This window comes from Streptomyces graminofaciens (assembly GCF_030294945.1).
Classification (GTDB): domain Bacteria; phylum Actinomycetota; class Actinomycetes; order Streptomycetales; family Streptomycetaceae; genus Streptomyces; species Streptomyces graminofaciens.
The window spans coordinates 3878217-3903409 of sequence record NZ_AP018448.1 but is presented as its reverse complement, the minus strand read 5'-3'; the positions used below and the strand labels follow the sequence as shown (position 1 = coordinate 3903409).

25 protein-coding genes are annotated in these 25193 nt (G+C 70.7%); 9 read left to right on the top strand and 16 right to left on the bottom strand.

From position 1 onward, the window contains the following. Positions 1-10: 10 nt before the first annotated feature. Genes SGFS_RS16710 through SGFS_RS16700 form a run of 3 tightly spaced genes read left to right on the top strand, consistent with a single transcriptional unit; the run spans position 11 to position 3146 of the window. Positions 11-1327 (top strand): ABC transporter substrate-binding protein, encoded by a 1317-nt coding sequence (locus SGFS_RS16710; protein WP_286251120.1) that lies wholly within the window; start codon positions 11-13, stop codon positions 1325-1327. Further along, positions 1327-2295, top strand: a complete 969-nt coding sequence (locus SGFS_RS16705; protein ID WP_286251119.1) for a carbohydrate ABC transporter permease — start codon at positions 1327-1329, stop codon at positions 2293-2295. Before SGFS_RS16710 ends, SGFS_RS16705 begins: the two co-directional genes overlap by 1 nt. Then, positions 2292-3146 (top strand): carbohydrate ABC transporter permease, encoded by an 855-nt coding sequence (locus SGFS_RS16700; protein ID WP_286251118.1) that lies wholly within the window; start codon positions 2292-2294, stop codon positions 3144-3146. The genes SGFS_RS16705 and SGFS_RS16700 overlap by 4 nt, the downstream gene beginning before the upstream one ends. Before the next feature lie 38 nt (positions 3147-3184). Here SGFS_RS16700 and SGFS_RS16695 read toward each other — a convergent pair whose 3' ends face one another. From SGFS_RS16695 to SGFS_RS16685, 3 genes are all read right to left on the bottom strand, one after another. Then, on the bottom strand, positions 3185-4489 hold the full coding sequence (locus SGFS_RS16695) for an HRDC domain-containing protein (protein ID WP_286251117.1): 1305 nt from the start codon (positions 4487-4489) through the stop codon (positions 3185-3187). Between the two features lie 226 nt (positions 4490-4715). After that, a complete protein-coding gene (locus tag SGFS_RS16690; RefSeq protein ID WP_286251116.1) occupies positions 4716-5372 on the bottom strand; it encodes a response regulator transcription factor in 657 nt (218 codons plus the stop codon). 338 nt (positions 5373-5710) lie between these two features. Next, positions 5711-6385, bottom strand: coding sequence for a DUF3000 domain-containing protein (locus SGFS_RS16685; protein WP_286251114.1), 675 nt, complete (start codon positions 6383-6385; stop codon positions 5711-5713). Positions 6386-6551: 166 nt separating this feature from the next. On the opposite strand from SGFS_RS16685, the gene hemE reads away from it, so the two are divergent. Together hemE and SGFS_RS16675 are read left to right on the top strand one after the other, a co-directional pair. Further along, the gene (gene hemE / locus SGFS_RS16680; protein WP_286251113.1) at positions 6552-7619 is read left to right on the top strand and encodes a uroporphyrinogen decarboxylase; all 1068 of its coding nucleotides are present in this window, start codon (positions 6552-6554) and stop codon (positions 7617-7619) included. Positions 7620-7951: 332 nt separating this feature from the next. After that, complete coding sequence (locus SGFS_RS16675; protein WP_286251112.1) at positions 7952-8290, top strand: hypothetical protein; 339 nt, start codon at positions 7952-7954, stop codon at positions 8288-8290. Positions 8291-8387: 97 nt separating this feature from the next. Here the strand turns inward: SGFS_RS16675 and SGFS_RS16670 are convergent, their stop codons facing one another. Further along, positions 8388-9797, bottom strand: a complete 1410-nt coding sequence (locus SGFS_RS16670; RefSeq protein ID WP_286251111.1) for an FAD-dependent oxidoreductase — start codon at positions 9795-9797, stop codon at positions 8388-8390. A 27-nt stretch (positions 9798-9824) separates the two neighbouring features. Beyond that, positions 9825-10748, bottom strand: a complete 924-nt coding sequence (locus tag SGFS_RS16665; protein WP_286251109.1) for a DUF4349 domain-containing protein — start codon at positions 10746-10748, stop codon at positions 9825-9827. A 185-nt stretch (positions 10749-10933) separates the two neighbouring features. Between SGFS_RS16665 and hemG the strand changes: the two genes are divergently transcribed. Together hemG and hemQ are read left to right on the top strand one after the other, a co-directional pair. Further along, positions 10934-12388, top strand: a complete 1455-nt coding sequence (hemG, locus tag SGFS_RS16660) for a protoporphyrinogen oxidase (RefSeq protein ID WP_286251108.1) — start codon at positions 10934-10936, stop codon at positions 12386-12388. 5 nt (positions 12389-12393) lie between these two features. Then, positions 12394-13125, top strand: a complete 732-nt coding sequence (hemQ, locus tag SGFS_RS16655; protein WP_286251106.1) for a hydrogen peroxide-dependent heme synthase — start codon at positions 12394-12396, stop codon at positions 13123-13125. Positions 13126-13128: 3 nt separating this feature from the next. On the opposite strand, the gene SGFS_RS16650 is transcribed toward hemQ, so the two are convergent. From SGFS_RS16650 to SGFS_RS16620, 7 genes are all read right to left on the bottom strand, one after another. Further along, entirely contained in the window at positions 13129-14697 is a 1569-nt protein-coding gene (locus tag SGFS_RS16650) for an alpha/beta hydrolase (protein ID WP_286251103.1), read from the bottom strand. A 188-nt stretch (positions 14698-14885) separates the two neighbouring features. Next, positions 14886-15647 (bottom strand): TIGR04222 domain-containing membrane protein, encoded by a 762-nt coding sequence (locus SGFS_RS16645; RefSeq protein ID WP_286251101.1) that lies wholly within the window; start codon positions 15645-15647, stop codon positions 14886-14888. Between the two features lie 128 nt (positions 15648-15775). Next, the gene (locus SGFS_RS16640; protein WP_286251100.1) at positions 15776-16537 is read right to left on the bottom strand and encodes a DUF4142 domain-containing protein; all 762 of its coding nucleotides are present in this window, start codon (positions 16535-16537) and stop codon (positions 15776-15778) included. A 263-nt stretch (positions 16538-16800) separates the two neighbouring features. Further along, entirely contained in the window at positions 16801-18174 is a 1374-nt protein-coding gene (locus SGFS_RS16635) for an MbnB/TglH/ChrH family RiPP precursor modification enzyme (RefSeq protein WP_286259954.1), read from the bottom strand. 205 nt (positions 18175-18379) lie between these two features. Then, complete coding sequence (locus tag SGFS_RS16630) at positions 18380-19189, bottom strand: DUF4142 domain-containing protein (RefSeq protein WP_286251096.1); 810 nt, start codon at positions 19187-19189, stop codon at positions 18380-18382. A gap of 76 nt (positions 19190-19265) precedes the next feature. Then, the gene (locus tag SGFS_RS16625; RefSeq protein ID WP_286251094.1) at positions 19266-19874 is read right to left on the bottom strand and encodes a DUF4142 domain-containing protein; all 609 of its coding nucleotides are present in this window, start codon (positions 19872-19874) and stop codon (positions 19266-19268) included. A 275-nt stretch (positions 19875-20149) separates the two neighbouring features. After that, entirely contained in the window at positions 20150-20884 is a 735-nt protein-coding gene (locus tag SGFS_RS16620; protein ID WP_286251092.1) for a peptidyl-tRNA hydrolase, read from the bottom strand. Positions 20885-20966: 82 nt separating this feature from the next. Between SGFS_RS16620 and SGFS_RS16615 the strand changes: the two genes are divergently transcribed. Next, positions 20967-21965, top strand: coding sequence for an ABC transporter ATP-binding protein (locus SGFS_RS16615; protein WP_286251091.1), 999 nt, complete (start codon positions 20967-20969; stop codon positions 21963-21965). Continuing rightward, positions 21962-22633 (top strand): ABC transporter, encoded by a 672-nt coding sequence (locus SGFS_RS16610; protein WP_286251090.1) that lies wholly within the window; start codon positions 21962-21964, stop codon positions 22631-22633. The genes SGFS_RS16615 and SGFS_RS16610 overlap by 4 nt, the downstream gene beginning before the upstream one ends. On the opposite strand, the gene SGFS_RS16605 is transcribed toward SGFS_RS16610, so the two are convergent. The 4 genes from SGFS_RS16605 to SGFS_RS16590 form a co-directional block, all read right to left on the bottom strand. Continuing rightward, positions 22625-22819, bottom strand: coding sequence for a hypothetical protein (locus SGFS_RS16605; RefSeq protein ID WP_286251089.1), 195 nt, complete (start codon positions 22817-22819; stop codon positions 22625-22627). The genes SGFS_RS16610 and SGFS_RS16605 overlap by 9 nt on opposite strands. Before the next feature lie 34 nt (positions 22820-22853). Continuing rightward, positions 22854-23684: a polysaccharide deacetylase family protein gene (locus tag SGFS_RS16600; protein WP_286251088.1), complete on the bottom strand. Its 831-nt coding sequence runs from the start codon at positions 23682-23684 to the stop codon at positions 22854-22856. 182 nt (positions 23685-23866) lie between these two features. Next, positions 23867-24628, bottom strand: a complete 762-nt coding sequence (locus SGFS_RS16595) for a winged helix-turn-helix transcriptional regulator (RefSeq protein ID WP_286251087.1) — start codon at positions 24626-24628, stop codon at positions 23867-23869. A gap of 194 nt (positions 24629-24822) precedes the next feature. Continuing rightward, positions 24823-25176 (bottom strand): hypothetical protein, encoded by a 354-nt coding sequence (locus SGFS_RS16590; RefSeq protein WP_286251085.1) that lies wholly within the window; start codon positions 25174-25176, stop codon positions 24823-24825. Positions 25177-25193: the final 17 nt, after the last annotated feature.

The following is a 25193-nucleotide window of genomic DNA, read 5'->3' as shown; positions in this document are numbered from 1 at the left end:
GCTGGTGCACATGAACCACCGAAGGACACTCACCGGAACCCTGGTCGCAGCAGCACTCCTCGCCGCGGGCTGCACAGGCAGCGGCGGCAGCTCGAAGGGCGCGGACGCCAAAGCCGCTGACGACCCCGCATCCGTATCCGGCAGCATCAAGGTGCTCACCCACCGCACCGACATCGTGCAGGACGGCACGATGAAGAAGTACGCCGACGAGTTCAACAAGACCTATCCGAAGGTGAAGGTCGAGTTCGAGGCGCTCACGGACTACGAGGCCGAGGTCAAGATCCGTATGAACACGGAGAACTACGGCGACGTCCTCATGATCCCGGCCGTCATCAAGAAGAACGACTACCCCAAGTTCTTCGCCTCGCTCGGCAGCCAGAAGGAGCTGAGCGAGAAGTACCGCTTCACCGACTACACCGCCGTCGACGGCAAGATCTACGGCCTGACCACCAACGGCGGCACCCCCGGCTTCCTCTACAACAAGAAGGTCTGGGCCGAGGCCGGCGTCACCGACTGGCCCACCACACCCGCGGAGTTCCTCACCGCCCTGAAGGCCGTCAAGTCCAGGACCGACGCGGTGCCGTACTACACCAACTTCGCCGCCCAGTGGCCGCTGACCTCCTGGACGTACGTCAACGGCTCGGTCAGCTGCGACACCGACGCCACCACCAGGTGGACCGACAGCGACCCCTGGGCCGAGGGCGCCGATCTGCGTGTCGGCGACACCCTGCTCTACGACATCGTGCACGAGGGGCTGATCGAGAAGGACCCGACGACCACCAACTGGGAGGCGTCCAAGCCCCGGCTGGCCAAGGGCGAGATCGCCACGGCCTGGCTCGGCACCTGGGCCGTCATCCAGTTCCGCCAGGCCGCCGAGAAGGCCGGCACCGACCCCGACGACATCGGCTTCATGCCCTTCCCCGCCCAGGTCGACGGCAAGTTCTGCGCGGTCCTCAGCCCCGACTACCAGCAGGCCGTCAACATCAACTCCAAGCACAAGGAAGCCGCCCGCGCCTGGATCGACTGGTTCACCGAGAAGTCCGGCTACGCGGCCGACAACCTGCTGCCCTCGACCCTCAAGAACGCCCCGCTGCCCGAGGCCCTGAAGCCGTACGAGGAGGCGGGCGTGAAGCTCATCGAGGTCGACGACTCCAAGGGCGGCGTGGTCAAGGAGATCGACAACGCCTCGGAGGTCGGCCTCTACGGCCCCGCGTACCGCCAGGACCTGGTCGACCTCGCCAGGGGCGCCAAGGACGGCGACCTCGACGGCTTCCTCGCCGACCTCGGCAAGCGCTGGACCGAGGCACAGAAGACCGTGGGCTCCTGATGCCTCCCACGCACACGGACGGGCGTTCGGCCGCGAAGGTGGTGGGGCCCCCTGCGGCGGCCGCGCCCCCGCCGCCGACCCCGAGCCGGCCCCCACGCAGGGCGACCTTCTGGCGGAGGACCACCCCCTGGTTCTTCCTGGCCGCCCCGCTCGCCCTCCTCGTCACCTTCACCTACGCGCCGGTCGCCAACATGGTCGCGTACAGCCTCACCGACTGGGACGGCGTCAGCCCCGACCTGAACTACATCGGCGCCGACAACTACATCGAGATCTTCACCCGCCCCGAGCTGTTCCAGGTCTTCTTCGTGAGCGGCTACTACCTGGCCGCCTCCGCCGTCCAGATAGCCGCCGCCCTCTACTTCGCTACGATCCTCAGTTTCAACGTCCGCTTCAGGAACTTCTTCAAGGGCGTGCTGTTCTTCCCGTACCTGATCAACGGGGTGGCGATCGGCTTCGTCTTCCTCTATTTCTTCCAGGACGGCGGCACCCTGGACTCGGTCCTCGCCCTCTTCGGCCACGAGTCGGACCGCGCCTGGCTGGGCACGTCGAACTCGGCGAACATCTCCCTCGCCGGGGTGTCGGTCTGGCGCTACACGGGCCTGAACTTCGTCCTGTTCCTGGGCGCGATCCAGTCGATCCCGGGGGAGTTGTACGAGGCCGCCGAACTCGACGGCGCGAACCGCTGGCACCAGTTCCGCTACATCATCGCGCCCGGCATCCGACCGGTCCTGAGTCTGAGCGTGATCCTCTCGATCTCGGGCTCCCTCTCGGTCTTCGAGATCCCGTACATCATGACCGGCGGCGCCACCGGCACCGAGACCTTCGTGATCCAGACGGTGAAGCTGGCGTTCCAGTTCAACAAGATGGGCCTCGCCTCGGCCGCCGCGGTCGTCCTGCTGCTGATCATCCTGGCAGTGACCTGGGTACAGCGCCGACTGGTCCCGGACGACAGGGTGGACCTCGTATGACACCGACGTCCCCGACTCCGGTCGTACGCCGCCGAGTCGCCCGCACGCTGACGTACGCCTCCCTGGTCGGCGCGTCGGTCGTCGTCCTGCTCCCGCTCCTGGTGGTCTTTCTGACGTCGCTCAAGACGGAAGAACAGATGGCGGACGACAGCGGAGCCCTGTCCCTCCCCGACAACCTCTTCAACTTCGAGAACTACGTGACGGCCTTCCGCGACGGCGAGATGCTCACCGCCTTCGCCAACACGGCCTTCATCCTCGTCTTCGCCATCGCCGGAACGGTCCTGATCGGCTCGATGGCGGCCTACGCCATCGACCGCTTCACGTTCCGCTTCCGGAAACTCGTGGTGGCTCTCTTCCTGGTCGCCACCCTGGTCCCCGGCGTGACGACCCAGGTGGCGACCTTCCAGATCGTCGACAGCTTCGGCATGTTCGACAGCCTCTGGGCCCCGATCGCGCTCTACATGGGCACCGACATCGTCTCGATCTACATCTTCCTGCAGTTCGTGAGGTCGATTCCGGTCTCCCTGGACGAGTCGGCCCGCCTGGACGGCGCCAACGCCCTCACCATCTACCGGAAGATCATCTTCCCGCTGCTGAAGCCCGCGATCGCGACGGTCGTCATCGTGAAGGGGATCACCGTCTACAACGACTTCTACATCCCCTTCCTCTACATGCCCTCCGACGACCTTGGCGTGATCTCGACATCCCTGTTCCGCTTCAAGGGCCCCTTCGGCGCCCACTGGGAGACGATCTCGGCAGGAGCGGTCCTGGTCATCCTGCCGACCCTGATCGTCTTCCTCCTCCTGCAGAGGTTCATCTACAACGGCTTCATGAGGGGGGCGACGAAGTAGCCAAGGGGCGCGGGGGCGCCCCCCAAGGTCAGGCACCTCTACGGCGACTGGGCACCCTTGGCCTTGGTGGACAGCGCCCCCACCAACACCGGAGTCACCTGCTCCACCTGCCAGGGCCGAGCACCGTACCCGGCCAGCGCGCCGGAGATCGACTCGGCGTCAGCCGTGACCGGCGGCTCCCAGCAGAGCCGCCGCACGGTATCGGGGGTGATCAGGTTCTCCTGAGGCATGTTGAGCTGCTCGGCGAGCGCGCTCACGGCGGCCCGCGCCGCGGACAGCCGAGCAGCCGCAGCCGGATCCTTGTCGGCCCAAGCCTTCGGCGGCGGAGGCCCCGTGACGGGCTGCCCCTGCGCGGGAAGCGCGGAGTCGGGCAACGCCTTGGCCCGATCGACGGCCGCCTGCCACTGCTCCAGCTGCCGCCGCCCCATCCGATGCCCGAACCCGTTCAGCGCGGCGAGGGCATGCACATTGGCCGGCAGAGCCAACGACGCCTCGACGATCGCCGTGTCACTGAGCACCTTGCCCGGCGAGACGTCCCGCCGCCGAGCGATCCGGTCCCGGGCCTCCCACAGCTCCCGTACGACGCCCATCTGCCGACGCCGCCGTACCTTGTGCATCCCGGACGTACGACGCCAGGGATCCTTACGGGGCTCCGGCGGCGGCGCCGAGGCGATCGCGTCGAACTCCTGCCGGGCCCACTCCAGCTTGCCCTGCCGCTCCAGCTCCTTCTCCAGGGCGTCCCGCAGATCGACGAGAAGCTCCACGTCGAGGGCGGCGTAGCGCAGCCACGGCTCGGGGAGCGGGCGGGTGGACCAGTCGACGGCGGAGTGGCCCTTCTCGAGGACGTAGCCGAGGACGCTCTCGACCATCGCGCCGAGGCCGACGCGGGGGAACCCGGCGAGCCGGCCGGCCAGCTCGGTGTCGAAGATGACGGTCGGGACCATGTCTATCTCGCGCAGACAGGGCAGGTCCTGGGTGGCCGCGTGGAGCACCCACTCCGCTCCGGAGAGCGCCTCTCCGAGGCCGGAGAGATCCGGGCAGGCGACGGGGTCGATGAGCGCGGTGCCCGCGCCCTCGCGGCGCAGCTGCACCAGATAGGCGCGCTGGCCGTAGCGGTATCCGGACGCGCGTTCGGCGTCGACGGCGACGGGGCCGGAGCCGGCGGCGAAGGCGGCGATCACCTCGGCGAGCGCGGCCTCGTCGGCGATCACGGGCGGAATACCGTCTCGCGGCTCCAGCAAAGGGATCGGCGCCCCCGCTTCAGAAGATCCGCCGTCGTCCGGAGGGGCGCCTCCGGTGGTTCGCAGGGTGCTGTCTGCTGCGGTCTCTTGGGCGTCGGTCACCTGTCAAGGGTATCTGTGTATGGACATGGCCCGCCGACGGAACGTTCCGCCGGGAGGCCTTGCAGGGGCGTAAACCGGTCACGTGTCACACGTGTCAGTGAATGTTTCCGGCGAAACGGGAAAAGCCGGGCATCGGCGAACGATCCCGGCCTTTCCCGAACCCGGTGTCACGGTTGTCACCCGTGCCGGGCGCCACGACTGGTCGCGGCTCTCAGTGGATGATCGGTCAGTGGATGATCCCCGTCCGCAGGGCCACCGCGACCATTCCGGCGCGGTCGCCGGTGCCGAGCTTGCGGGCGATCCGGGCGAGGTGGCTCTTGACGGTCAGGGCGGACAGGCCCATCGAGACACCGATCGCCTTGTTGGACTGCCCTTCGGCGACCAGTCGCAGTACCTCGACCTCACGGCCCGACAGTTCCCGGTAGCCGCCCGGGTGGCTCGGGGCACCCGGGGGGCGGCGGTGCATACGGGCGGCGCCGAGGGGAGCGGCGCCGGGACGGCTCGGCAGGCCGATGTTGGTGCGGGTGCCGGTGACGACGTAACCCTTCACACCGCCCGCGAGGGCGTTGCGTACGGCGCCGATGTCGTCGGCTGCGGACAGGGCGAGCCCGTTGGGCCAGCCGGCGGCGCGGGTCTCGGAGAGCAGGGTGAGGCCGGAGCCGTCGGGGAGGTGGACGTCGGCGACGCAGATGTCACGGGGGTTGCCGACACGGGGACGGGCCTCCGCGATGGACGAGGCTTCGATGACGTCACGGACACCGAGAACCCATAGATGGCGGGTGACGGTGGATCGGACGCGTGGATCGGCCACGACCACCATCGCCGTCGGTTTGTTCGGACGGTAGGCGACCAGGCTTGCGGGCTGCTCGAGGAGAACGGACACCAGGCCTCCTGGGTGCGGGGCGGCTTTCTAGGACACAGTCGTCTTCGGCATCAAACCCCTGCTCCTTTAGAGAATGATCACGATTTGGTGAGTAACAATACGTGCAATTCGGACACGCCTTCGATCATCCGATGACCGAACGGTGTCGATTCGCGTCAATACGCGGCCGAAAGTGGCCGTATCGACAAAGAGATGGTGATGACCGGCGCGCCCTCCATGGGCGCGGGGCTGTGTCGATCGTGCGGCTCCGCCGCGTGGGCGCGAGCAACCGCGGCGGACCGGCACACGAAGAAGGACCGCGGCCCCAACGGCGCGCGGTCCTTCGAGAAAGAACGAACTCAGCGGGACTGAGGCCCCCGACGCTGCGGCAACGTCACCACGGACGCGTCCCCACCCGCCCCGGCGGCCGGCGGCAGCCCCGCCACCTGCGCCAACAGATCGCACCACGCCGCCAGATGCGCGGCGGTGTCCGGCACCCCGCCCAAAGCCTCGCGCGGGGTCCAGGACGCGCGGATCTCGATCTGGGAGGCGGCCGGCCGCGTACTGAGCCCGCCGAAGTAGTGCGAACTCGCGCGCGTGACCGTGCCGCTCGGCTCCCCGTACGACAGACCCCGGGCCTGCAGCGCGCCGGTCAGCCAGGACCAGCACACCTCGGGCAGCAGCGGATCCGCGGCCATCTCGGGCTCCAGCTCGGCCCGTACGAGGGTCACCAGGCGGAACGAGCCCTGCCAGGCGTCGTGCCCATCCGGATCGTGCAGAAGGACGAGCCGGCCGTCGGCCAGATCCTCGTCGCCCTCGACGACCGCCGCCTCCAGGGCGTACGCGTAGGGCGCCAGACGCTGCGGCGGCCTGGTCGGCTCGATCTCGATCTCCGGCCGCAGCCGCGTGACCCTCAACGCGTCGACGGCTGTCCGGAAGGGCAGTGGAGCCGTCTCCATCGCATCGCGCTCCCCCTCCTTCGCGTCGTCCTTTTCGCCAGCGCCGTCCGACAGTCGTCCCTGAGCCGCAGCCATGCGGGGAAGATTAAGGGGAACGGAGCCTTCGCGCAGGGAGGGACACCCGTGCGCTCGGTCACGGTCGCATCGCGCTGAGCGAACGTACGGCCCCCTCGGGCGAGCTGTCCGGAGTTGTCCACAACCCGGGCCGTCGCTGTCAGGCAGGCGTGCGAGACTTTGCGTCGTGAGTGCCATCGCCAGCCCCTCGGGCCACCAGCCGACCGCCACGTACGACTCCGCGTTCCTGAAGGCGTGCCGGCGCGAACCCGTGCCGCACACGCCGGTGTGGTTCATGCGGCAGGCCGGACGGTCGCTGCCCGAGTACCTCAAGGTGCGCGAGGGCATCCCGATGCTGGAGTCGTGCATGCGGCCCGAGCTGGTCACGGAGATCACCCTCCAGCCGGTCCGGCGGCACAACGTGGACGCGGCGATCTACTTCAGCGACATCGTGGTCCCGCTCAAGGCCATCGGCATCGACCTGGACATCAAGCCCGGCGTCGGCCCGGTCGTCGAGAACCCGATCCGCAGCCGCGCCGACCTGGCCCAGCTGCGCGATCTGACCCCCGAGGACGTCTCCTACGTCACCGAGGCGATCAGGCTGCTCACCGCCGAGCTCGGCGGGACCCCGCTCATCGGCTTCGCCGGCGCCCCCTTCACCCTCGCGAGCTACCTCGTCGAGGGCGGCCCGTCCCGTACGTACGAGAACGCCAAGGCGATGATGTACGGCGACCCCGAGCTCTGGGCCGACCTGCTCGACCGCCTCGCCGAGATCACGGCCGCGTTCCTGAAGGTGCAGATCGAGGCGGGCGCGAGCGCCGTCCAGCTCTTCGACTCCTGGGCCGGCGCGCTGGCCCCGGCGGACTACCGCCGCTCGGTGCTGCCCGCCTCCGCGAAGGTCTTCCGGGCGGTCGAGTCGTACGGCGTCCCGCGCATCCACTTCGGCGTCGGCACCGGTGAGCTGCTGGGCCTCATGGGCGAGGCGGGCGCGGACGTCGTCGGCGTCGACTGGCGCGTCCCCCTCGACGAGGCCGCCCGACGCGTCGGCCCCGGCAAGGCGCTCCAGGGCAACCTCGACCCGACCGTCCTGTTCGCCGGCACGGCGGCCGTCGAGGCCAAGACCCGCGAGGTGCTGGACTCGGCCACCGGCCTGGAGGGCCATGTCTTCAACCTCGGCCACGGCGTCATGCCGTCCACGAACCCGGACGCGCTGACCCGCCTCGTGGAGTACGTGCACACGCAGACCGCGCGCTAGGGCGTGTTTCGAAAGTCCCGTCTGCCCCGCGACGCCTGGCACGGCGCCTCGCCGCGTTGTCGGGGTCGTCCGCGTACGCCCAGTACGCGGACGACCCTCCGCCTTGCGACGCACCGCACCGGACGCCGCGGGCCCCGCCCTCCGGGCGGACGACGCTACTTTCGAAACACGCCCTAGGGCCTGTCCGGGTCCGGGGGCCCGTCCGGCGGATCACGCCGCGGGTCTGGTACGCACATCTGCCGCGTCGTCGGTGGATCCGGCCGGTCCTGTGAACGCTCGTGTGCGGGCGTCCGTATGTCTCCTCAACCGCGGATCTACGTGAGGAACAGGCGATGAACGACCGAGTTACTCCTCCGATGCATGCCACGCCCGACGGTGAGGCGGAGATCGCTCTGGTGATCCGGCTGCCCTGGGAGGACGTCGCGGCGCTCGGCCAGGAGGCCGGGCGGCTGGCGGCACGGATGCAGCGGCCGGTGACGTTGGACGAGGCCGTCAGCCACCGGCTGCGGTCGGCTCGTCCTGCGGCCGCGCACGCGAAGCCGGCCGCGGCGCAGCCGGCCGCGGTCACCTCGGGTGTGACCTCGGCGGCGTCCGTGTCGTCGTTGCCTTCCAGGCCGCCGGCGGAGCAGGCGCGGCAGGTCATCGACCGCATCAACGGGTCAGCCGTCTAGCGGAGTCCCGCCGCAAGGGGTCCGTGATCGGCCGGCCGCGGGTGCTTCGCGGCTGGTCGCGCGGTTCCCCGCGCCCCTTACGGGGGCGCAACCCCTGCTACGAGGCGCTCGACCTCACTGCCGTCGCCGCCTTTCTCGCCGCCACCAGGATCGGGTCCCATACCGGCGAGAAAGGCGGGGCGTAGCCCAGGTCCAGGACGGTCATCTGTTCCACCGTCATGCCCGCGGTGAGGGCCACGGCCGCGATGTCTACACGCTTGCCCGCGCCTTCGCGGCCCACGATCTGGACACCCAGCAACCGGCCCGTGCGGCGTTCGGCGAGCATCTTGACCGTCATGGGCGCGGCGCCGGGGTAGTAACCGGCGCGGCTCGTCGACTCGATGGTGACCGTGACGTACTGCAGGCCCGCACGCCGGGCGTCCTTCTCACGGAGGCCGGTGCGGGCGATCTCCAGGTCGCAGACCTTGCTGACGGCCGTGCCGACGACACCGGGGAAAGTGGCGTAGCCGCCGCCGACGTTGGAGCCGATGACCTGGCCGTGCTTGTTGGCGTGGGTGCCGAGCGGGATGTGGCGTTCGCGGCCGGTGACCAGGTCGAGGACCTCCACGCAGTCGCCGCCCGCCCAGATGTCGTCGTGGCCGCGCACCCGCATGGAGAGGTCGGTGAGCAGGCCGCCGTGGTCGCCGACGGGCAGTCCCGCCGCCTTCGCCAACTCGGTCTCCGGGCGTACGCCGATGCCCAGGACCACCACGTCCGCCGGGTACTCGGCGTCGTCCGTGGCCACCGCGCGGACCCGGCCGTCGTCGCCGGTGAGCACCTTGGTGACCTCGGCGTCGTCGACCATCGTGATGCCCATGCCCGCCATGGCCCGGTGCACCAGGCGGCCCATGTCGGGGTCGAGCGTGGACATGGGCTCCTTGCCGCGGTTGACGACCGTGACCTCGTACCCCCTGTTGATGAGGGCCTCGGCCATCTCCACGCCGATGTAGCCCGCGCCGACGACCACCGCGCGGCGGCCCTTCGTGGTGGACAGTGTGTCGAGGAGGGCCTGGCCGTCGTCGAGGGTCTGCACACCGTGCACGCCCGGCGCGTCGACACCGGGGAGCACGGGGCGGATCGGGCGGGCGCCGGTCGCGATCACCAGCTTGTCGTACGACGTCCAGGACTCGGCCCCGGACTCGACGTCCCGCACGCGTACGCGTGCCCCCTCGACATCGATCTCGACGACCTCGGTACGCATCCGCAGATCGATGTCCCGGGCCCGGTGCTCCTCGGGCGTACGGGCGATGAGCCGGTCCCGCTCGGGGACGTCGCCGCCCACCCAGTAGGGGATGCCGCACGCGGAGAAGGACGAGAAATGGCCGCGCTCGAACGCCACGATCTCCAGCTCGTCGGGCCCCCGCAGCCGGCGTGCCTGCGACGCGGCGGACATGCCCGCCGCGTCGCCGCCTATGACCACCAGGCGTTCCCGTGCACCCTCAGGACGTTCAGTACGGCTCATGTTCATGGGAACACGCTACGGGCGCCTGGAATTTCAGTCCCGCTCCTCCGCGGCCGCCGCCACCTCCGGGCTCGTCCTGCGGGGGCGCACGAAGCGCAGCCACAGGGCCAGCAGGAGCGCCGCTGCCGCCGCGAACGGGAGGATCGCGGCGAGGCCGAGGCCCAGCCAGCGGAACAGAGTGACGAAGGCGCCCCAGCCGCCCTCCAGCGCGTCCACGAAGCCCGGGTCGTCGTCGTGCTTCTCCGCCTTCTTCACCGGGGTCTCGGACAGCGACAGCGTGATGGTGGCGAGGCTCGTGCGGTCCTTCAGGGACTCCTGCTGGGCGAGCAGGGACTCCAGATCCGACTGACGGGTGCTCAACTCGCCCTCCAGGGTGACCACATCACTGAGCTTGGTCGCCCGCTCCATCAGCTCCCGGATCCGTGCCACACTCGCCCGCTGTGTCTTGATGCGGCTGTTCACGTCGACGACCTGGTCGGTGACGTCCTCGGCCTTGGCCTTGCGTTCGATCAGCTTGCCGGTGCCTTCCAGTTCGGCGAGGACCTCGTCGTACTTCTCGGTGGGCACCCGCAGCACGACGCGGGTCCGCTCGCGGCCCTTGCCGTCGCGGGTCGTGGTCTCGCTGCCGACGAAGCCACCCGCGTTCTCGGTGCTGGTGCGGGCCTCGTCCAGCGCCTTCGGCACGTCCTTGACCTGCACGGTCAGGGAAGCGGTGCGGATGATGTGGCTCGGGGTGATCTTGACCGGCGCGTCCTCCCTGACGGTCGAGTCGGCGGCGCCACTGCCCGCGCCGTCCTGCTGCTCGGCAGGGGCGGCCTTGGAGTCGGAGAGCGAGCCGTCCGAGCTGGATTCGTCGCCGCCCGCGCTGCAGCCGGTGATCGTCAGGGCGGCCGCGATGAACAGGGCGGCCAGGGCCCCTGCGGGCCGGCGGGATCGTCGTACGTGGGTTTCGGCCATTGCGGGTCCCCCCGAGGGTCGTCGTGACTGACTGGCTGACTCACTCACTGACTCAGTGATGCTCCTTCGACGCCGGAGCGGGGCCGAACGTTGGCCGATTCCGGTCCCGAAGCGGTCACGGTCAGGACTCGGCGAGGGCACATGCCGCCGAGGTCACTGGCAGTGGTGTCTGAGAAGGTGGACGCATGAGCGGATCACGTACGGACGCGGGGCACGTCGTCGTCATCGGAGCCGGGATCGCGGGGCTGGCCGCGGCCCACCGGGTGCTGGACCGAGGCGCGAGAGTCACCGTCCTGGAGGCCTCGGAGCGGGTCGGCGGCAAGCTGCTGCCCGGTGAGATCGCGGGCGCGCGGGTCGACTTCGGCGCCGAGTCGATGCTGGCCCGCCGCCCCGAGGCGATCGCCCTCGCGAGAGAGGTCGGGCTCACCGACCGCCTCCAGCCGCCCGCGACCGCCGCGGCCTCGCTGTGGACCAGGGGTGCCCTGCGCCCCATGCCCAAGGGCCACGTCATGGGCGTCCCCGGCACCGCCTCCGCCCTCTCCGGCGTCCTCTCCGACGAGGGCCTCGCCCGCATCGAGCGCGACGCCGAACTGCCGCGCACCGAGGTCGGCGACGACGTGGCGGTGGGGGAGTACGTGGCGGCGAGGCTCGGCCGCGAGGTCGTCGACCGCCTGGTGGAGCCCCTGCTGGGCGGGGTCTACGCGGGCGACGCGTACCGCATCTCGATGCGCTCGGCGGTCCCCCAGCTCTTCCAGGCCGCCCAGACCCACACCTCCCTGACGGAGGCCGTGCGCGAGATCCAGGCCCGCGCTGCCGCCGCCCAGCAGACGGGCCCCGTCTTCATGGGCATCGAGGGCGGCGTGGGCCAACTGCCGCTCTCGGTCGCGGAGTCGGTGCGCGGGCGCGGCGCCGAGATCCTCACCCGGACCGCCGTCACGGAGCTGCGCCGCGAGGCGCCCGGCGGCTGGCGGATCACCGCCGGGGACCGGGTGCTGCACGCGGACGCCGTCGTCGTGGCCGCCCCCGCCCCCGTCGCCGCCGGGCTGCTGCGCCCCGAGGCCCCCGAGGCCGCCGCCGAGCTGGCGACCGTCGAGTACGCCTCCATGGCCCTCGTCACCCTGGCCTACCGCCGAGCCGACCTCACCCTCCCCGAGGGCAGCGGCTTCCTGGTGCCGCCGGTGGACGGCCGCACGATCAAGGCGTCCACGTTCTCCTCCCAGAAGTGGGGCTGGATCGCGGACGAGAACCCCGACCTGCTGGTCCTGCGCACCTCGGTCGGCCGGCACGGCGAGACGGAGATCCTCCGGCGCGACGACGCCCACCTCGTGGACGTGTCGCGACACGACCTCCGGGCCGCCACCGGCCTGTCCGCCGAACCCCTCGAAACCCGCGTCACCCGCTGGCACGAGGGCCTGCCCCAGTACCCCGTCGGCCACCACGCGCGCGTGGCCCGTGTCCGCGAGCACATCGCCAAGCTGCCCGGCCTCGCCGTCTGCGGCGCGGCGTACGACGGTGTCGGCATCCCGGCCTGCATCGCGAGCGCGTACGCGGCCGTCGACCAGATCGGCGGCGACCTGAGCGCCGCCCGCGAGCTCACCGCCAACCCGGTGCAAAGTCTGCACGGCGGAGCAGGAGAATAAGAACCATGAGTGACGACGCCCCCACCACCGAGGCCGGCCGGATCCCGAACAAGGGCAAGCTGGCCAAGGACCTCAACGAGGTCATCCGCTACACCCTGTGGTCGGTCTTCAAGCTGAAGGACGTACTGCCGGAGGACCGCACCGGATACGCCGACGAGGTCCAGGAGCTGTTCGACCAGCTCGCCGCCAAGGACGTGACGATCCGCGGCACGTACGACGTGTCGGGTCTGCGCGCCGACGCCGACCTCATGATCTGGTGGCACGCCGAGACCGCCGACCAGCTCCAGGAGGCGTACAACCTGTTCCGCCGTACGAAGCTGGGCCGCGCCCTCACGCCGGTCTGGTCGAACATGGCGCTGCACCGCCCCGCCGAGTTCAACCGCTCGCACATCCCGGCGTTCCTCGCCGACGAGACGCCCCGCGACTACGTCAGCGTCTACCCCTTCGTGCGCTCCTACGACTGGTACCTGCTGCCCGACGAGGACCGCCGCCGCATGCTCGCCGACCACGGCAAGATGGCCCGCGGCTACCCGGACGTGCGCGCCAACACGGTCGCCTCGTTCTCCCTCGGCGACTACGAGTGGATGCTCGCCTTCGAGGCCGACGAGCTGTACCGCATCGTCGACCTCATGCGCCATCTGCGCGCCTCCGAGGCCCGTATGCACGTCCGCGAGGAGGTGCCGTTCTACACGGGCCGCCGGAAGTCGGTCGCGGAGCTGGTGGCGGGCCTGGCGTAGGCCCTACTTCGCGGCGCTCGGTTCGGGGTCCGGGTGCGGAGCACAGCCCACGCTCCGCCCCGGCACCCGCCCTTCCAGCAGGTACGCCTCCAGGTGGGCGTTCACGCACTTGTTGGGCCCGCCCCCGACGCCGTGGTTCCCGGAATCCCGCTCGGTCACGAGCGCCGACCCCCACAGCCGCCGGTGCAGTTCGAGCGCTCCGTCGTACGGGGTCGCCCCGTCCCGCTCGGCGGCGAGGATCAGCGTGGGCGGCAGTTCACCGGGCTCGGTGCGTACGTCCAGCGGCCGCTGGCGCGGCCCCGACCAGTACGCGCACGGCAGGTTCGTCCACACGTTGTCCCAGGTCTCGAAGGGCGCGATGCGCGCCAGCCGCGTGTTGTCGCGGTCCCAGACCCTCCACTCCGTCGGCCAGGGAGCGTCGTTGCACTCGACGGCCGTGTAGACCGCGTTGCTGTTCTCCTGCTCGACGGCGGCCCCCGGGTGCGGACCGGCGAGCTGCACCAGAGGCTTCGCGTCACCCTTCAGATACGCGGACAGGGCCAGCGCGCGCTGCGGCCAGTACTCGTCGTAGTACGCGGCCTGCAGAAACGCGCCCTGCAACTGCCCCGGCCCCACCGTGCCGCCCGCCGGCTCACGGGCCAGCCGCGCCGCCACCCGCTCATAGCTCGCCAGCACCTTCTCCGGTGTGTCCCCCAGCCCGTACACGGCGTCGTGCTTGGAGACCCAGGTCCGGAAGTCCGCCCAGCGCCCCTCGAACGCGGCCGACTGGTCGAGGTTGTTCCGGTACCAGATCTGCTCCGTGTCCGGATTCACCACCGAGTCGAAGACCATGCGCCGCACATGCGACGGGAACAGCGCCGCGTACAGCGCCCCGAAGTACGTGCCGTACGACGCCCCCATGAACGTCAGCCGTCGCTCACCGAGCGCGGCGCGCAGCACGTCGAGGTCGCGGGCGTTGTTGAGCGAGTGGTAGTGCCGCAGCGCGCTGCCGCCCCTCTTGGCACACCCCCGCGCGTACGCCTTGGCCCGCGCGATCCGCTCCTTCTTGTACGACTCCGAGGGGTGCGCGGGTGCCTGTGAGGGCCCCCGGTGGAGGCGCTTCGGGTCCTGGCAGAACAGCGGCGCCGAACGCCCCACCCCACGCGGTTCGTACCCGACGAGGTCGTACGCGGCGGCGATGCGCTTCCACTCCGGCACGAACCCGATGACCGGGAAGTACAGCCCCGAGGCACCGGGTCCGCCGGGGTTGAAGACCAGGGCGCCCTGCCGCGCGACCTTCTGCTTGCCGACGCCCTTGCCGGTGGCCTTGACGCGGCTGACGGTCAGCGAGATCTGCTTCCCGAAGGGCCGGGAGTAGTCGAGCGGCACCTTCACCTTCCCGCACCTGAGATTCCCGGGAAGAACGTCGTCGGCACACTTCCCGAACCGAATCCCCGCGTCAGCAGCCCGCTCGGCGGCGACCACGGCTCCTTGCACCTCGGTGACGACGCCTGTCTCACCCCCGGCGGACCCGGCGGAGAGCCCGGCCAGGAGCACGGCTCCGACAGCTCCGTAGAGAACGACAGCTCGCATCAGGCACCCCTTCGAAGCACGGCGGCGACAAAGGGGATGTTTCGTGCAGAATGGGGTGATGTAAAGAACCCCGGCCCAGTGTCGCGCCTCTTGAGGGGCGCGAGGCTGTATCGATCCGCGGCTCGGCCGCGTGGGCGCGACCAGCCGCGAAGCACCGCAGCCGACCAACGGCCGAGCCCCCCATGGCGCTACCGATACCCGAACGCCGCCCGAAGCTCATCCGACTCGACCGCCCGCACCCCCCGCAGGGCAACCATGGCGAGACATTGATGATCACCACAGCCCCGCCCGACCCCCGCACTCCGCAGCAACCGCTTCCCCGCCGCCGACGCCCACACCGTGCCCGGCACCTCGACCCGTGCCACCAGGAGACAGCTCACCGTGAGTACGAAGGGCAACGCGAACCAGAGGGCCACCAGCCCACCCTGGTCCTGCGCCCCCAAGGGCATCACCAAGGCGAGGGCGCCCAGTACGGACACGGCCACAGAGGCGCCCCCCACCTGCCGAACCGCATCCGAAACGCCCGCCCGCGCCCCGTCCGGCACGGCCAGCCCCGCCGCCACGAGCCGATCGGCGAGCCGCCGTACGGCCTCGGCGGCGGCCGCCGTCTGCCGCACCGGCGCTATCAAGGACTGCCCGTCGGGCCCTATCGCGCCGATCACCGAGCGTTCCATCTCGTCCCGCCCGTCCGGGTCCACGACGGTCGCCCAGCCGGTGTGCGCGAGGAGGAGGCGCCGCTGGCGGGCCATGGAGACGAGGGTCAGATCGGCGACGCGCGCGGGCCCGCCGGAGAGGAACGCGGCCTCGTACAGGGTCAGTTGACGACCGGAGGACGGGACACCGTCGGTGTCGGCCTCGGCGGAGGCCGCACGCATCGAGGCCAGACACAGCCGGATGCAGGAGACACCCGCGACGGCCCAGGCGAGGAGCAGGAAGAGGACCCAGAGCATGGTCGTGTTCTATGCGACGGGTGTGCCGTTCCCCACCGGATGTTCGCCATCCGGACGGAAAGTGATCGGTAGATTCCGTTCCGGTACGGAAGATGGTCGGAAACGACGTGCCGGGGAACAGTCGGCGCCTAATTCTCCTCCGGCCCCCGAGCCGCCGGCGGCAGCGAGAACGACGGCGACGGTGTCACCGGCATCGGCGAGCCCGGGTCGTCCGACGGGCCGGGCGGGGCCGGGGAGTTGGTGATGGGCGGCGCGCTCGCCGACGCGGCGTCGCGGGCGATCGCGTCGTAGTCGACGAGCCCGGTGGCCTCCAGGACCTTGATGTGGTCGAGGACGGTGGTGTTGGCGTCGTCGGCGAGATCCCGGACCAGTGAGTTGCGGGTGGTGGCGCGGACCTGGGCGACGACGGAGAAGACCTTGCCGTGGGCCAGGCGCAGGATGTTGGCGAACTGGCGGTCGTACTCCTCGCCCTGAGCCGTGTTCAGGGTCTGCAGCCAGGCCTTCTGCTGGTCGCTCGGCTGGTTGGGCAGGGGCAGGTTGAGGCGCGCGGCGACATTCCGGACGCGGGCGTCGAGGAAGGTGTGGCCCTCGATGAGATGCTCCCCGGCCGTACGGACGGCCTCGGTGGTGCCCTTCACCTCGGCCTGCTGGCCGGCGGGCAGCTCCCACAGCCCCGCGAGCCGCACCTTGGTGATGAACTCCCGGTCCAGGCCGGACAGCGCGCCGTACTGCGTCGTCACCGTGGACGCGTTGAGCGTGTCGACGCCGGTGCCGGACCGGTCCGCGTACGACCAGATCGGGAAGATGAGCGCGATGAGCGTCGCCGTCAGCCCGGCGACGATGAGCCCTGTCCCGCTGAACAGTCCTCTGCTGCGGTTGTCGGATCGCATGGTGCCTCCTGCTTGCGGCACCGCACGCCGATGTGCTTCGGGTGCGGACTCGCCTTCAGGTTGGCATGTTACTCGCCGGTGTAGGGCAACTGCCGTACACGGAGGAAGGGTTGATGAGGGGACAAAGTGGGCGGGAGGGGGTGCTCGAAGTGCTGGACAGAGGCCGTGAAATGCCTGTGAATCGGGCGTGAAGCTCGTGTGTGGGGAACGGTTCTGTTAATCGCAGCACATCTGGGCGCGTGGACCGCCGTGACGTACGGCGCTCAACGGCGCAGCAGGACCCTGCGGGTGGCGCGGGCCAGGCGGGCCGTCGGGCGCTGGGAGCGCGGGGCCGGACCTGAGCGCTCCAGCCACCACTCGCGCAGCGCCCGCCGCGCGTCGGCGTCGTCCAGGCTCTGCTCCAGCAGCACGTGCTCGGCGAAGGAGAGGGCGTCGCGCCGGTAGCCGCCGGTCATGGGGTGGCCCTGCGCGTACGTTAGGAAGGCCGGGCGGTACGACTTCCCGAGGATCTCCTGCAACTCCGGCGCGATCTTCGCCACGACGTCCGACCGCTTGGCGGCGAGGGCCCGCGCCTGAACGCCCAGCCGGACCCGGTCGAACCCCTCGGGCACCGGTGTCCCGGCGACGAGCGCCGACAGCAGCGAAGCCTGCGCGAGCCCGAGCCGCTGCCGGACGGCGGGCTCGGTGTCGGCCACGACCACCGCCTCCTCGACCGGCCCGGCGCCCGACGAACCCCGTGTCTCCGTCGCTGCTCCGGGCGCCTCCGTCGCCCCCCGTACCTCCGCGCTCTCCAGCACCCCCCGGATCGCCCCCAACTCCCGCTCCAGCTCCTCCGGCTCGGGGAAGTTCTCGTCGCGCTCCAGGAGCACGCCGGGCGGGCTGACCCGGGAGGCGAGGTCGGCGAGCACGTCGAGTACCTGCTGCGGGACGGGGTGGGCGTGGCTGTCGTGCCAGACGCCGTCTCGCTCGAAGCCGCCCGCGACATGGACGTACGCGATGGCCTCGACCGGCAGCTCGTCGAGCGCCTTCGCGGGGTCCTCGCCCCGGTTGACGTGGTTGGTGTGGAGGTTCGCCACGTCGATGAGGAGCCGGACGCCGGTACGGTCGACCAGGTCGTACAGGAACTGGCCCTCCGTCATCTCCTCACCCGGCCAGTTGATGAGCGCGGCGATGTTCTCCAGGGCCAGCGGGACCGGCAGGGCGTCCTGGGCGATGCGGACGTTCTCGCACAGCACGTCCAGCGCGTCCCGGGTGCGCGGGACCGGCAGCAGATGCCCGGCCTCCAGGAGCGGGGACGCGGTGAGCGCGCCCCCCGCCCGTACGAACGCGATGTGCTCGGTGACGAGGGGAGCCCCGAGGGCCTCCGCGCGCTCGGCCAGGGACCGCAGCCGCTCCTCGTCGGGGCGGTCGGCGCCGCCGAGGCCGAGCGAGACGCCGTGCGGGACGACCGTGACACCGCGCTCGCGCAGCCGCGTCAACGACTCGGGGATGTGCCCCGGGCAGACGTTCTCGGCGACGACCTCGACCCAGTCGACACCGGTGCGCCCGGCCGGTCCGGCCCCCGCCGACGCGGCCATGCGCTCGACGGCCTCGGCGATCTCCGGCCGCCAGCCGATCCCCGTGCCCAGCCGCACCATCGACTGCGTGGACTGCTTCGTCTGCTTCGTCTGCATCATCGTCCCCCTCCTCGGTCACGCCGGTCGCGGCTGCACCAGGACCCTGTGCGTCATCTCCTCGCGCGGACCAGTGCCGGCGTGACGGTGTCATGGCCCAGGGATCGGGGGCCGAACCCCGCCGGAGGGACGTTCAGAGCAACATTTGAGGTTCCCGCGCCACCGGCGGCTACTGGATCGTCGGCTCGCCCTGCTCCTTGTTGAGCTCGTCGGGATCCGGGCGGCCGGTGTTGACCACGCCGGGTGCCGTCGGGGACGGCGTCGACTTGGTGTCGGGGTTGGTGCTCGGCTCCACGGGAGGCGCGGAGGGGGCCAGCTGGCCGGGCTGGGGCGGCGGCGGGCCGGTCGGGCTGGCGGTCGCGCCGACGGAGTTGTTGGCGATGTCCTCGAAGTCGATCTCGCCGGTCCCCTCCAGGATCGTGATGTGGTCGAGGACGGTCTGGTTGGCGTCCGAGGCCAGCTGGCGCACCAGTGTGTTGCGCGTGGTGTTCCGGACGGTGGCGATGGCCGGGAAGATCTTGCCGTGCGCTGCCCGCAGGAGGTTCGCCCAGGTCTTGTTGTACTCCGCCTCGGTCTTGGCGGCGGTCATCTCGTTCAGCCAGCCCTGCTGCTGTTCGTTCGGCTGGTTCGGCAGTTCGACGCCGAGCTTCGCCGCGATGATCCGGACCCGCTTGTCGAGGTCGGTGTGGCCGACGATCAGGTGCTCCGCGGCCTCCTTGACGGTGGCGCTGGAAGCCCGCTCCAGGGCCTGCTGACCTGCGGGAAGCTCCCACAGACCGGCCAGCCGCACGCGCACGATCAAGTCTCTGTCGGCGGCGGTCAGCGGTCCCCACTGGGTGGTCACGGTGTCGCCGGTCACCGTGGCCGCGTTCGCCGCGTCATTGCGGTGGGGGTACGAGTAGAAGACGGGGTAGGCGACTGCGGTGATGGTGCCGGCGATCGCCAGGGCGACAAGGATAGAGCCCTTTGAGCGTCGCAAATGAGCCTCCGGGAGGAAACCAACTGGATGTTGGGGACTGACTGGTGCGGGGGTGCGCCGCTACGGGCGCCTCGGATCAGATCGTGCCGTTGGCGATGGCGTCGAAGTCGATCTCGCCGGTCTTCTCCAGCATCGTGATGTGGTCGAGCACGGTCTGGTTGGTGTCCGAGGCGAGCTGGCGGACCAGGGTGTTCTGGGTGCCGTTACGGACCGTCCCGATGGCCGGGAAGATCTTGCCGTGCGCCGAGCGCAGCAGATTGGCCCACGTACGGTCGTACTGGTCGTCCGAGGCGTTCGTCATCTGCTGGAGGAAGCCCTGCTGCTGTTCGTTCGGCTGGTTCGGCAGCTCGACACCCAGCTGGTCGGCCACGGTGCGCACCCGCTGGTCGAGGTCCTTGTGACCGACGATCAGGTGGTCCGCGGCCTCCTTGACGGACGCGCTCTTCGACCGCTGCATGGCCATCTCGGCGGCGGGCAGTTCCCACAGCCCCGCGAGTCGTACGCGGATGATCAGGTCACGGTCGGACGCGGTCAGTGGACCCCACTTGGTGTTCACCGTCCCCGCCGCCATGTTCGCCTGTCCGGTGCCCGACCGGTCGGCGTACGACCATACGGGGAACGACAGCGCCCCGACAGTGACGACGAGTGCCAGACTGGCGATGACCGAACCGTTGATGCGCCGCAAATGTGCCTCCCGGGTGAAGCCAACTGGTCGTTGGGACTGTTGCTTGGCCAGTGCAGGGAAGTACGCAGGGGAAGCCGGGGTTGTTCAACGGCTCGGCACAGCAGTCGAAAAGCTTGGCGAATCCGCGACCATCGCATGGAGGATCCGTGACCGGCCGACGCTGACCGGGCGGGAGGCAGTGCCACAGACTGGTAACCGGTTTAAGCGGTTACGGGGGCGCCCGCCCACCTGTACGGCGGCGAGAAGGTCAGGTTCGCAACAGGCCCTGGAGGGCCTCAGCGGGTGCGGCGCAGCTCCGGGTGGTCCGCGACGACCGTGCAGGAGCCCGGGGCGATCTCCGTGAAGCCCGCGTCGCGTACGACCGGCAGGCCGGAGGTGGTGAGGGCCTGCCAGTGGTCGGGGGCGGCGGTGCGGACGGTGAGAGGGAAACCGGCCTCGCGCCAGGCGGTTCGGGCCTCGTCGGACAGCTCCCACCAGGCCAGCTGGGCGCCGTGGCCCGCCTGGGCCATGGCCTTGCCGGCGGACATGTCGAGGTCGGGGCTCATCCAGATGACGGGGGCGGAGAGGTCCGGGGCGACCGGCGGCTCGGGGTCGTCGAGGTCCGTGCCGGAGACCTGGAGGCGGGCCAGGTCCTTGGGCCAGCCGTCCAGCGGCACGGGCGGGAAGACACGTACCTCCGCCGACTTGCCCGTCACCGTGATGCCCGGCAGCGCCTCGGCCCGCCGCCACTCCGCGCCCCGGGCCCGCCGGACCACCTTGCGGATCCGGGCGTCCTGCCAGTCCCGCATGGCCTCGGCCCACTCGCCCTCACCCAACGACCGCTCGTCGGCCAGCATCACCAGCACCGCGCGCGCCGCCGTCTCCAGCGCGTCCGTACGAGCCGGGGGAGCGGCCTTCTCGATCCTCGCGACCAGCGGCAGCACGAACTGCGGCGCCTCGTCGCGGGCCGTCCGCTCATGCCGGAAAGGGCTGTCCTGGGTGTTCGGGTCGTGGTGGCCACCGGTGCTCATCCGTCCAGTCTGCCAGGCCGAAGATCCCTTCCTTCCCGGGCGCCGGTCACGGACGAGCGGCGGCTGTACGAAGATGGGGCCCATGGAACGCGAGTTACTGCTGAGCCTCGAAGGCGTCGGCCGCCGCTACGGGCTCCGCGGGCCCTGGGTCCTGCGCGGTGTCGACCTGGCGATCGCGCCCGGCGCGCTGATCCGGATCGAGGGCGCGAACGGCACGGGCAAGTCGACACTGTTGCGTCTGCTCGCCGGGATCGACGCCCCGTCGGAGGGCCGGGCCGTGGGCCGCCCCCGCACGGCGTACGTACCCGAACGCTTCCCGGCCGCGCTGCCGTTCACCGCCGCCGAGTACCTCACCCATCTCGGCGCCGTGCACGGCCTGGACCGCGACGCAGCCGCCGACGCAGCCGACGAGTGGCTGGAGCGGTTCGGGGCCGCCGAGTACGCCAATACACCGATGGCCGAGCTGTCCAAGGGCAGCAGCCAGAAGGTCGCGGTGGCCCAAGCGCTGCTGGCGGAACCGGAGTTGCTGGTCCTCGACGAGGCCTGGACCGGCCTGGACGCCGTAGCCCGCGAGGAACTGGAGCGCGTGGTCGTCGAGCGCACGGCCGCCGGGGCCGCCGCCGTGTTCGTCGACCACGACCCCCGCCGTCTGTCCGGGGTGCCGGACGCGACGTACGCGGTGGTCGGGGGCGCGCTCAGACTCCGTACCAACAGGGCGAGTTCGGAAGCGGGGGCCGACGTCCCTTCCGTGGTCGTGGAGGCGCGTGGGCCGTCCGGAGTGGGCCAAGTGCCCGAGGAAACGGAGAAGTTCGCGACGAGCGTCGAGGAAACGGCCTCCGGCACGCATCGGTTCGCCGTCCCGGAGGCGCGGTCCGACGCGCTGCTCAGGGCGCTGCTGGGAGCGAAGCCGCCATGGCACGTGGTGAGCGTGACACCGGAGGGGACAGCGGAAACAGAGACAGCGGAAACAGAGACAGCGGAAACAGAGACAGCGGAAACAGAGACAGCAGCGGCCGAGGCGGCAGTGACCGAGGCGGCAGTGACCGAGACAGAAGAACTGGAGGTCGAAAGCTCCCGATGACCGCTCTCCTCCGCTACCAGGCCTCCCTCCTCCTCCGCTCCCAGCGCTGGCTCCCGCCCGTCATCCTGTACGCCGCCTTCCTGGCTGTCGGCGTACAGAGCGGACAGCCGGTGCTCGACTCGCTCGGTTACTCGGCCGCCGCGCTGCTGCCCGTCTCCGCCTGGCTGGTACGGATCTGTGCCACCAACGAGCCACCGGCGGCACGGAGCTGTACGGGGGCCGCGGCCGGACCTGGCCGGGCACATCTGGCCTGCGTCCTGGTCGCGCTCTCGGCGTCCGCGCTCCTCGGCGCGGGGGCCACCCTGCTCGTCACGATCATCAGCGACTGGACGAGCACGGATCACCAGACCCGGATCTCGGCGGTCCCGGCGGGCCTCGCCGGCCTCCTCGCCGCCCTCGCCTGCGCCCTGCTCGGCACGGCCGTGGGCGCCCTGACGAACTGGCCCCTGCTGCGCTCGCCGGGCAAGGCGGTCCCCGCGCTGCTCCTGGGCGCGCTGCTGGCCCTGGTGGTCGCGGGCTCCCCGGCCAGGGCGGCGATCACCGCCCTGGTGGACGGCTCACAACGCGGAACCGTCCCGGTCCCGGTCCTGCCCCTGGCGGCAGCCGCCCTGCTCACAGCCGCCGCCACCGCGGGAGCCTGTGCCCTCACGACCCGCCGCTCATCCTGAGCAGGCGGACCGCTGGGCCTCCTGCCACTCGCACACCGGGCACAAAGTGATCCCCTTGTACGACTCCGGGTACTCGGTGGGCTTCCGGCACAGCACGCACTCGGCGAAGGGCTGCCCGTCGGCGGCGGGCGGCTCCGCCGAGGCCGAGGCCGAGGCCGACGGTTCGGTGGCGCAGTACTCGCTCATACATCCAGCGTAAATCGCCGCGACAGCTCCCGGCCTACTGCGCCGCCGCCTCCACCAGCTCCGACACCTTCACCAAGCGGAAACCCCGTTTCCGCAGCTCAGGCACGATGATCCGGACCGCCCGCTCGGTGACCGGCGCGGCGCTGCTCGTGCAGTGCATGACGACGACAGACCCCGGCCGCACCCCCTCCACCACCTCCCGGGCCACCGCGTCCGCGTCCGTCGCGAACGTGTCCCCGCTCGCCACGTCCCACTGCACCGCCGTCACCCCGGCCGCGCCCAGCGCCCGCAGCGCACGCCGGTCGTAGCAGCCGCCGGGGAACCGGAAGTACGGCATCGGGTCCCGTACGCCAGCCTTGCGGAACGCGCGGTACGCCCGCTCGACATCGGATGCGATCCGTCCCGCCTTCATGGTCCGCAGGCCGTGGCAGTCGTCGGTGAAGGCGTGGTGGCCGTACGAGTGGTTGGCGACCTCGAAGAGCGGGTCCTTGCCGATGTTCCGGGCCTGGATCGGGTACTCCTCCGCCCACCGCCCCGTCATGAACACGGTGGCCGGAACCCTCAGCCGCCGGAGCGTGGCGATCAGCTCGGGATTGTCGAAACGTTCGCCCGCGGCGGCCCTGGCCCCCTGGTCGGCGGTCATGTCCGCGTCGAAGGTGAGCGCGACGCTCTTGTCCGTGCGGCTACGGGGGCCGTGCTCGAACACCGGGGTGAGCCCGGCCGGGCCGGGGGCGAGCGTGGGCGGTCGCGAAGCGGCGGGGGCCGACGTCGTCGCCGTCGGCCGCGGCCTGGGCTGCTGGGTGCCACAGGCGGCGAGGGTGGCCAGCAGGCAGAGGGTGGTGACTCTTCGGACAGGAGTGATCACCGGACGAACGTAAACGGGCGGGGTGTGCGGATTGTCGGTTCAGCTGCCCGTTTCAGCTGGAGTCCGGCACGAAGTCACCCGCCTGGGCGACACCTGGGCACTGCTGTGGTGACCGCCTTTGCCTCCAGCTCGACCGAGGCGACGGTATGCGTACATACACGCGTCAGGCGAGAACGGCGGCGTCAGGCGAGAACGGCGGCGTCGGGGGAGAACTGCTGGTCGTCGGCGGCCAGGCGATAGCCGATGCCGCGCACGGTGGTGATGAGCGTGCGCTGGGAGTCGGCGAGCTTGCGGCGCAGATTGCAGATGTACGCCTCGACGATGTTGGACTCGCCGTTGAAGTCGTGGTGCCAGACACGGTCGAGGATCTCGCCCTTGGGGACGACCTGCCCCGCGTGCTCGACCAGGACCTGGAGGATGTCGAACTCCGTCGCGGTGAGGGTGACTTCGTGCCCGTGCAGCAGGACGCGACGACTGGCCGCAAGGACATGCAGTCCTGGCGCGGGAGCCTGTCGGGGCGTCGGCGGGGCCGGGTCCGAGGCCGAGCGCCGGGTGAGCAACACCTCTACACGCAGGGTCAGTTCGGCGGCGGAGCAGCCGTCGAGGGTGTAGTCGTCGGCCAGACTCAGATCCGTCGCCCGGCACGGGCCGCCGGTGAGGAAGAGGATGCCGGGCCGCACGGGCTGGGCGCGCAGCGTACGCGCGAGGGCCATGGCGTCCCAGGGGGACCTGGGCGAGGTGACGCCCAGCAGGACGACGTCCGGCCGGTACGCGTGGATCTGCCGCAGCGGCGAGACGCCCGGCCCCAAGCGGGGCGCGATGACATGCAGCCCCTTCGAGCGTAACTGCCGGTACAGCAGCATCGCCCGGGAGAGCTTCTCGTGGGCGACGAAGACCCGGGTGGTCCCGTCGCTGCTGGACACCGAGGTGGGGGGTGTGCCCATGTGGTTCACCGGTTCATGTCGAGCGGGCGTCCACGGACGCCACCGTAAACGCAGACTACGCACAGTGAAGCCCGGACTGATCAAAAGGACGTCGGAGAATTATCCGGAAGCGGACAGAAAAATCTACGCGGGGAGCACGGGCCAGGGCCTTGCGGGCCGGTCACCGGGGCCGCCGCTCACGCCGCTCACGCCGCTCACGCCGCGAACCAAGGCACTCGGCAGGTGTGCGGGGCCATGCCCTCCGGGCAGAGCGTTCTGATCAGCGTCTTGCGTATCGCCCGCCAGGTCCGCAGGGAGCATGCCAAGCGGACGCGCAGTTCCACCAGTTCGCGGGTGCCGGGGTTCCGGCCGGGGTTCTCGTAGCCCCACTGGTCGGCGAGGATGTCGTACATCTCGGTGGTCGGCATGCCGCCGGGGAGGGTGTGGGCGACGGCGGTGTCGATGATCCGGGCGCTTCGGGGAGTCGTCGCGTCGGCGACGAGCTGTCTGACCCAGGTCAGCCCTTCCTCGTCGGCGTACAGGCCGAACGTCAGGGTGCGCGTGTTCATCGTCTCGGGCTTTCTCG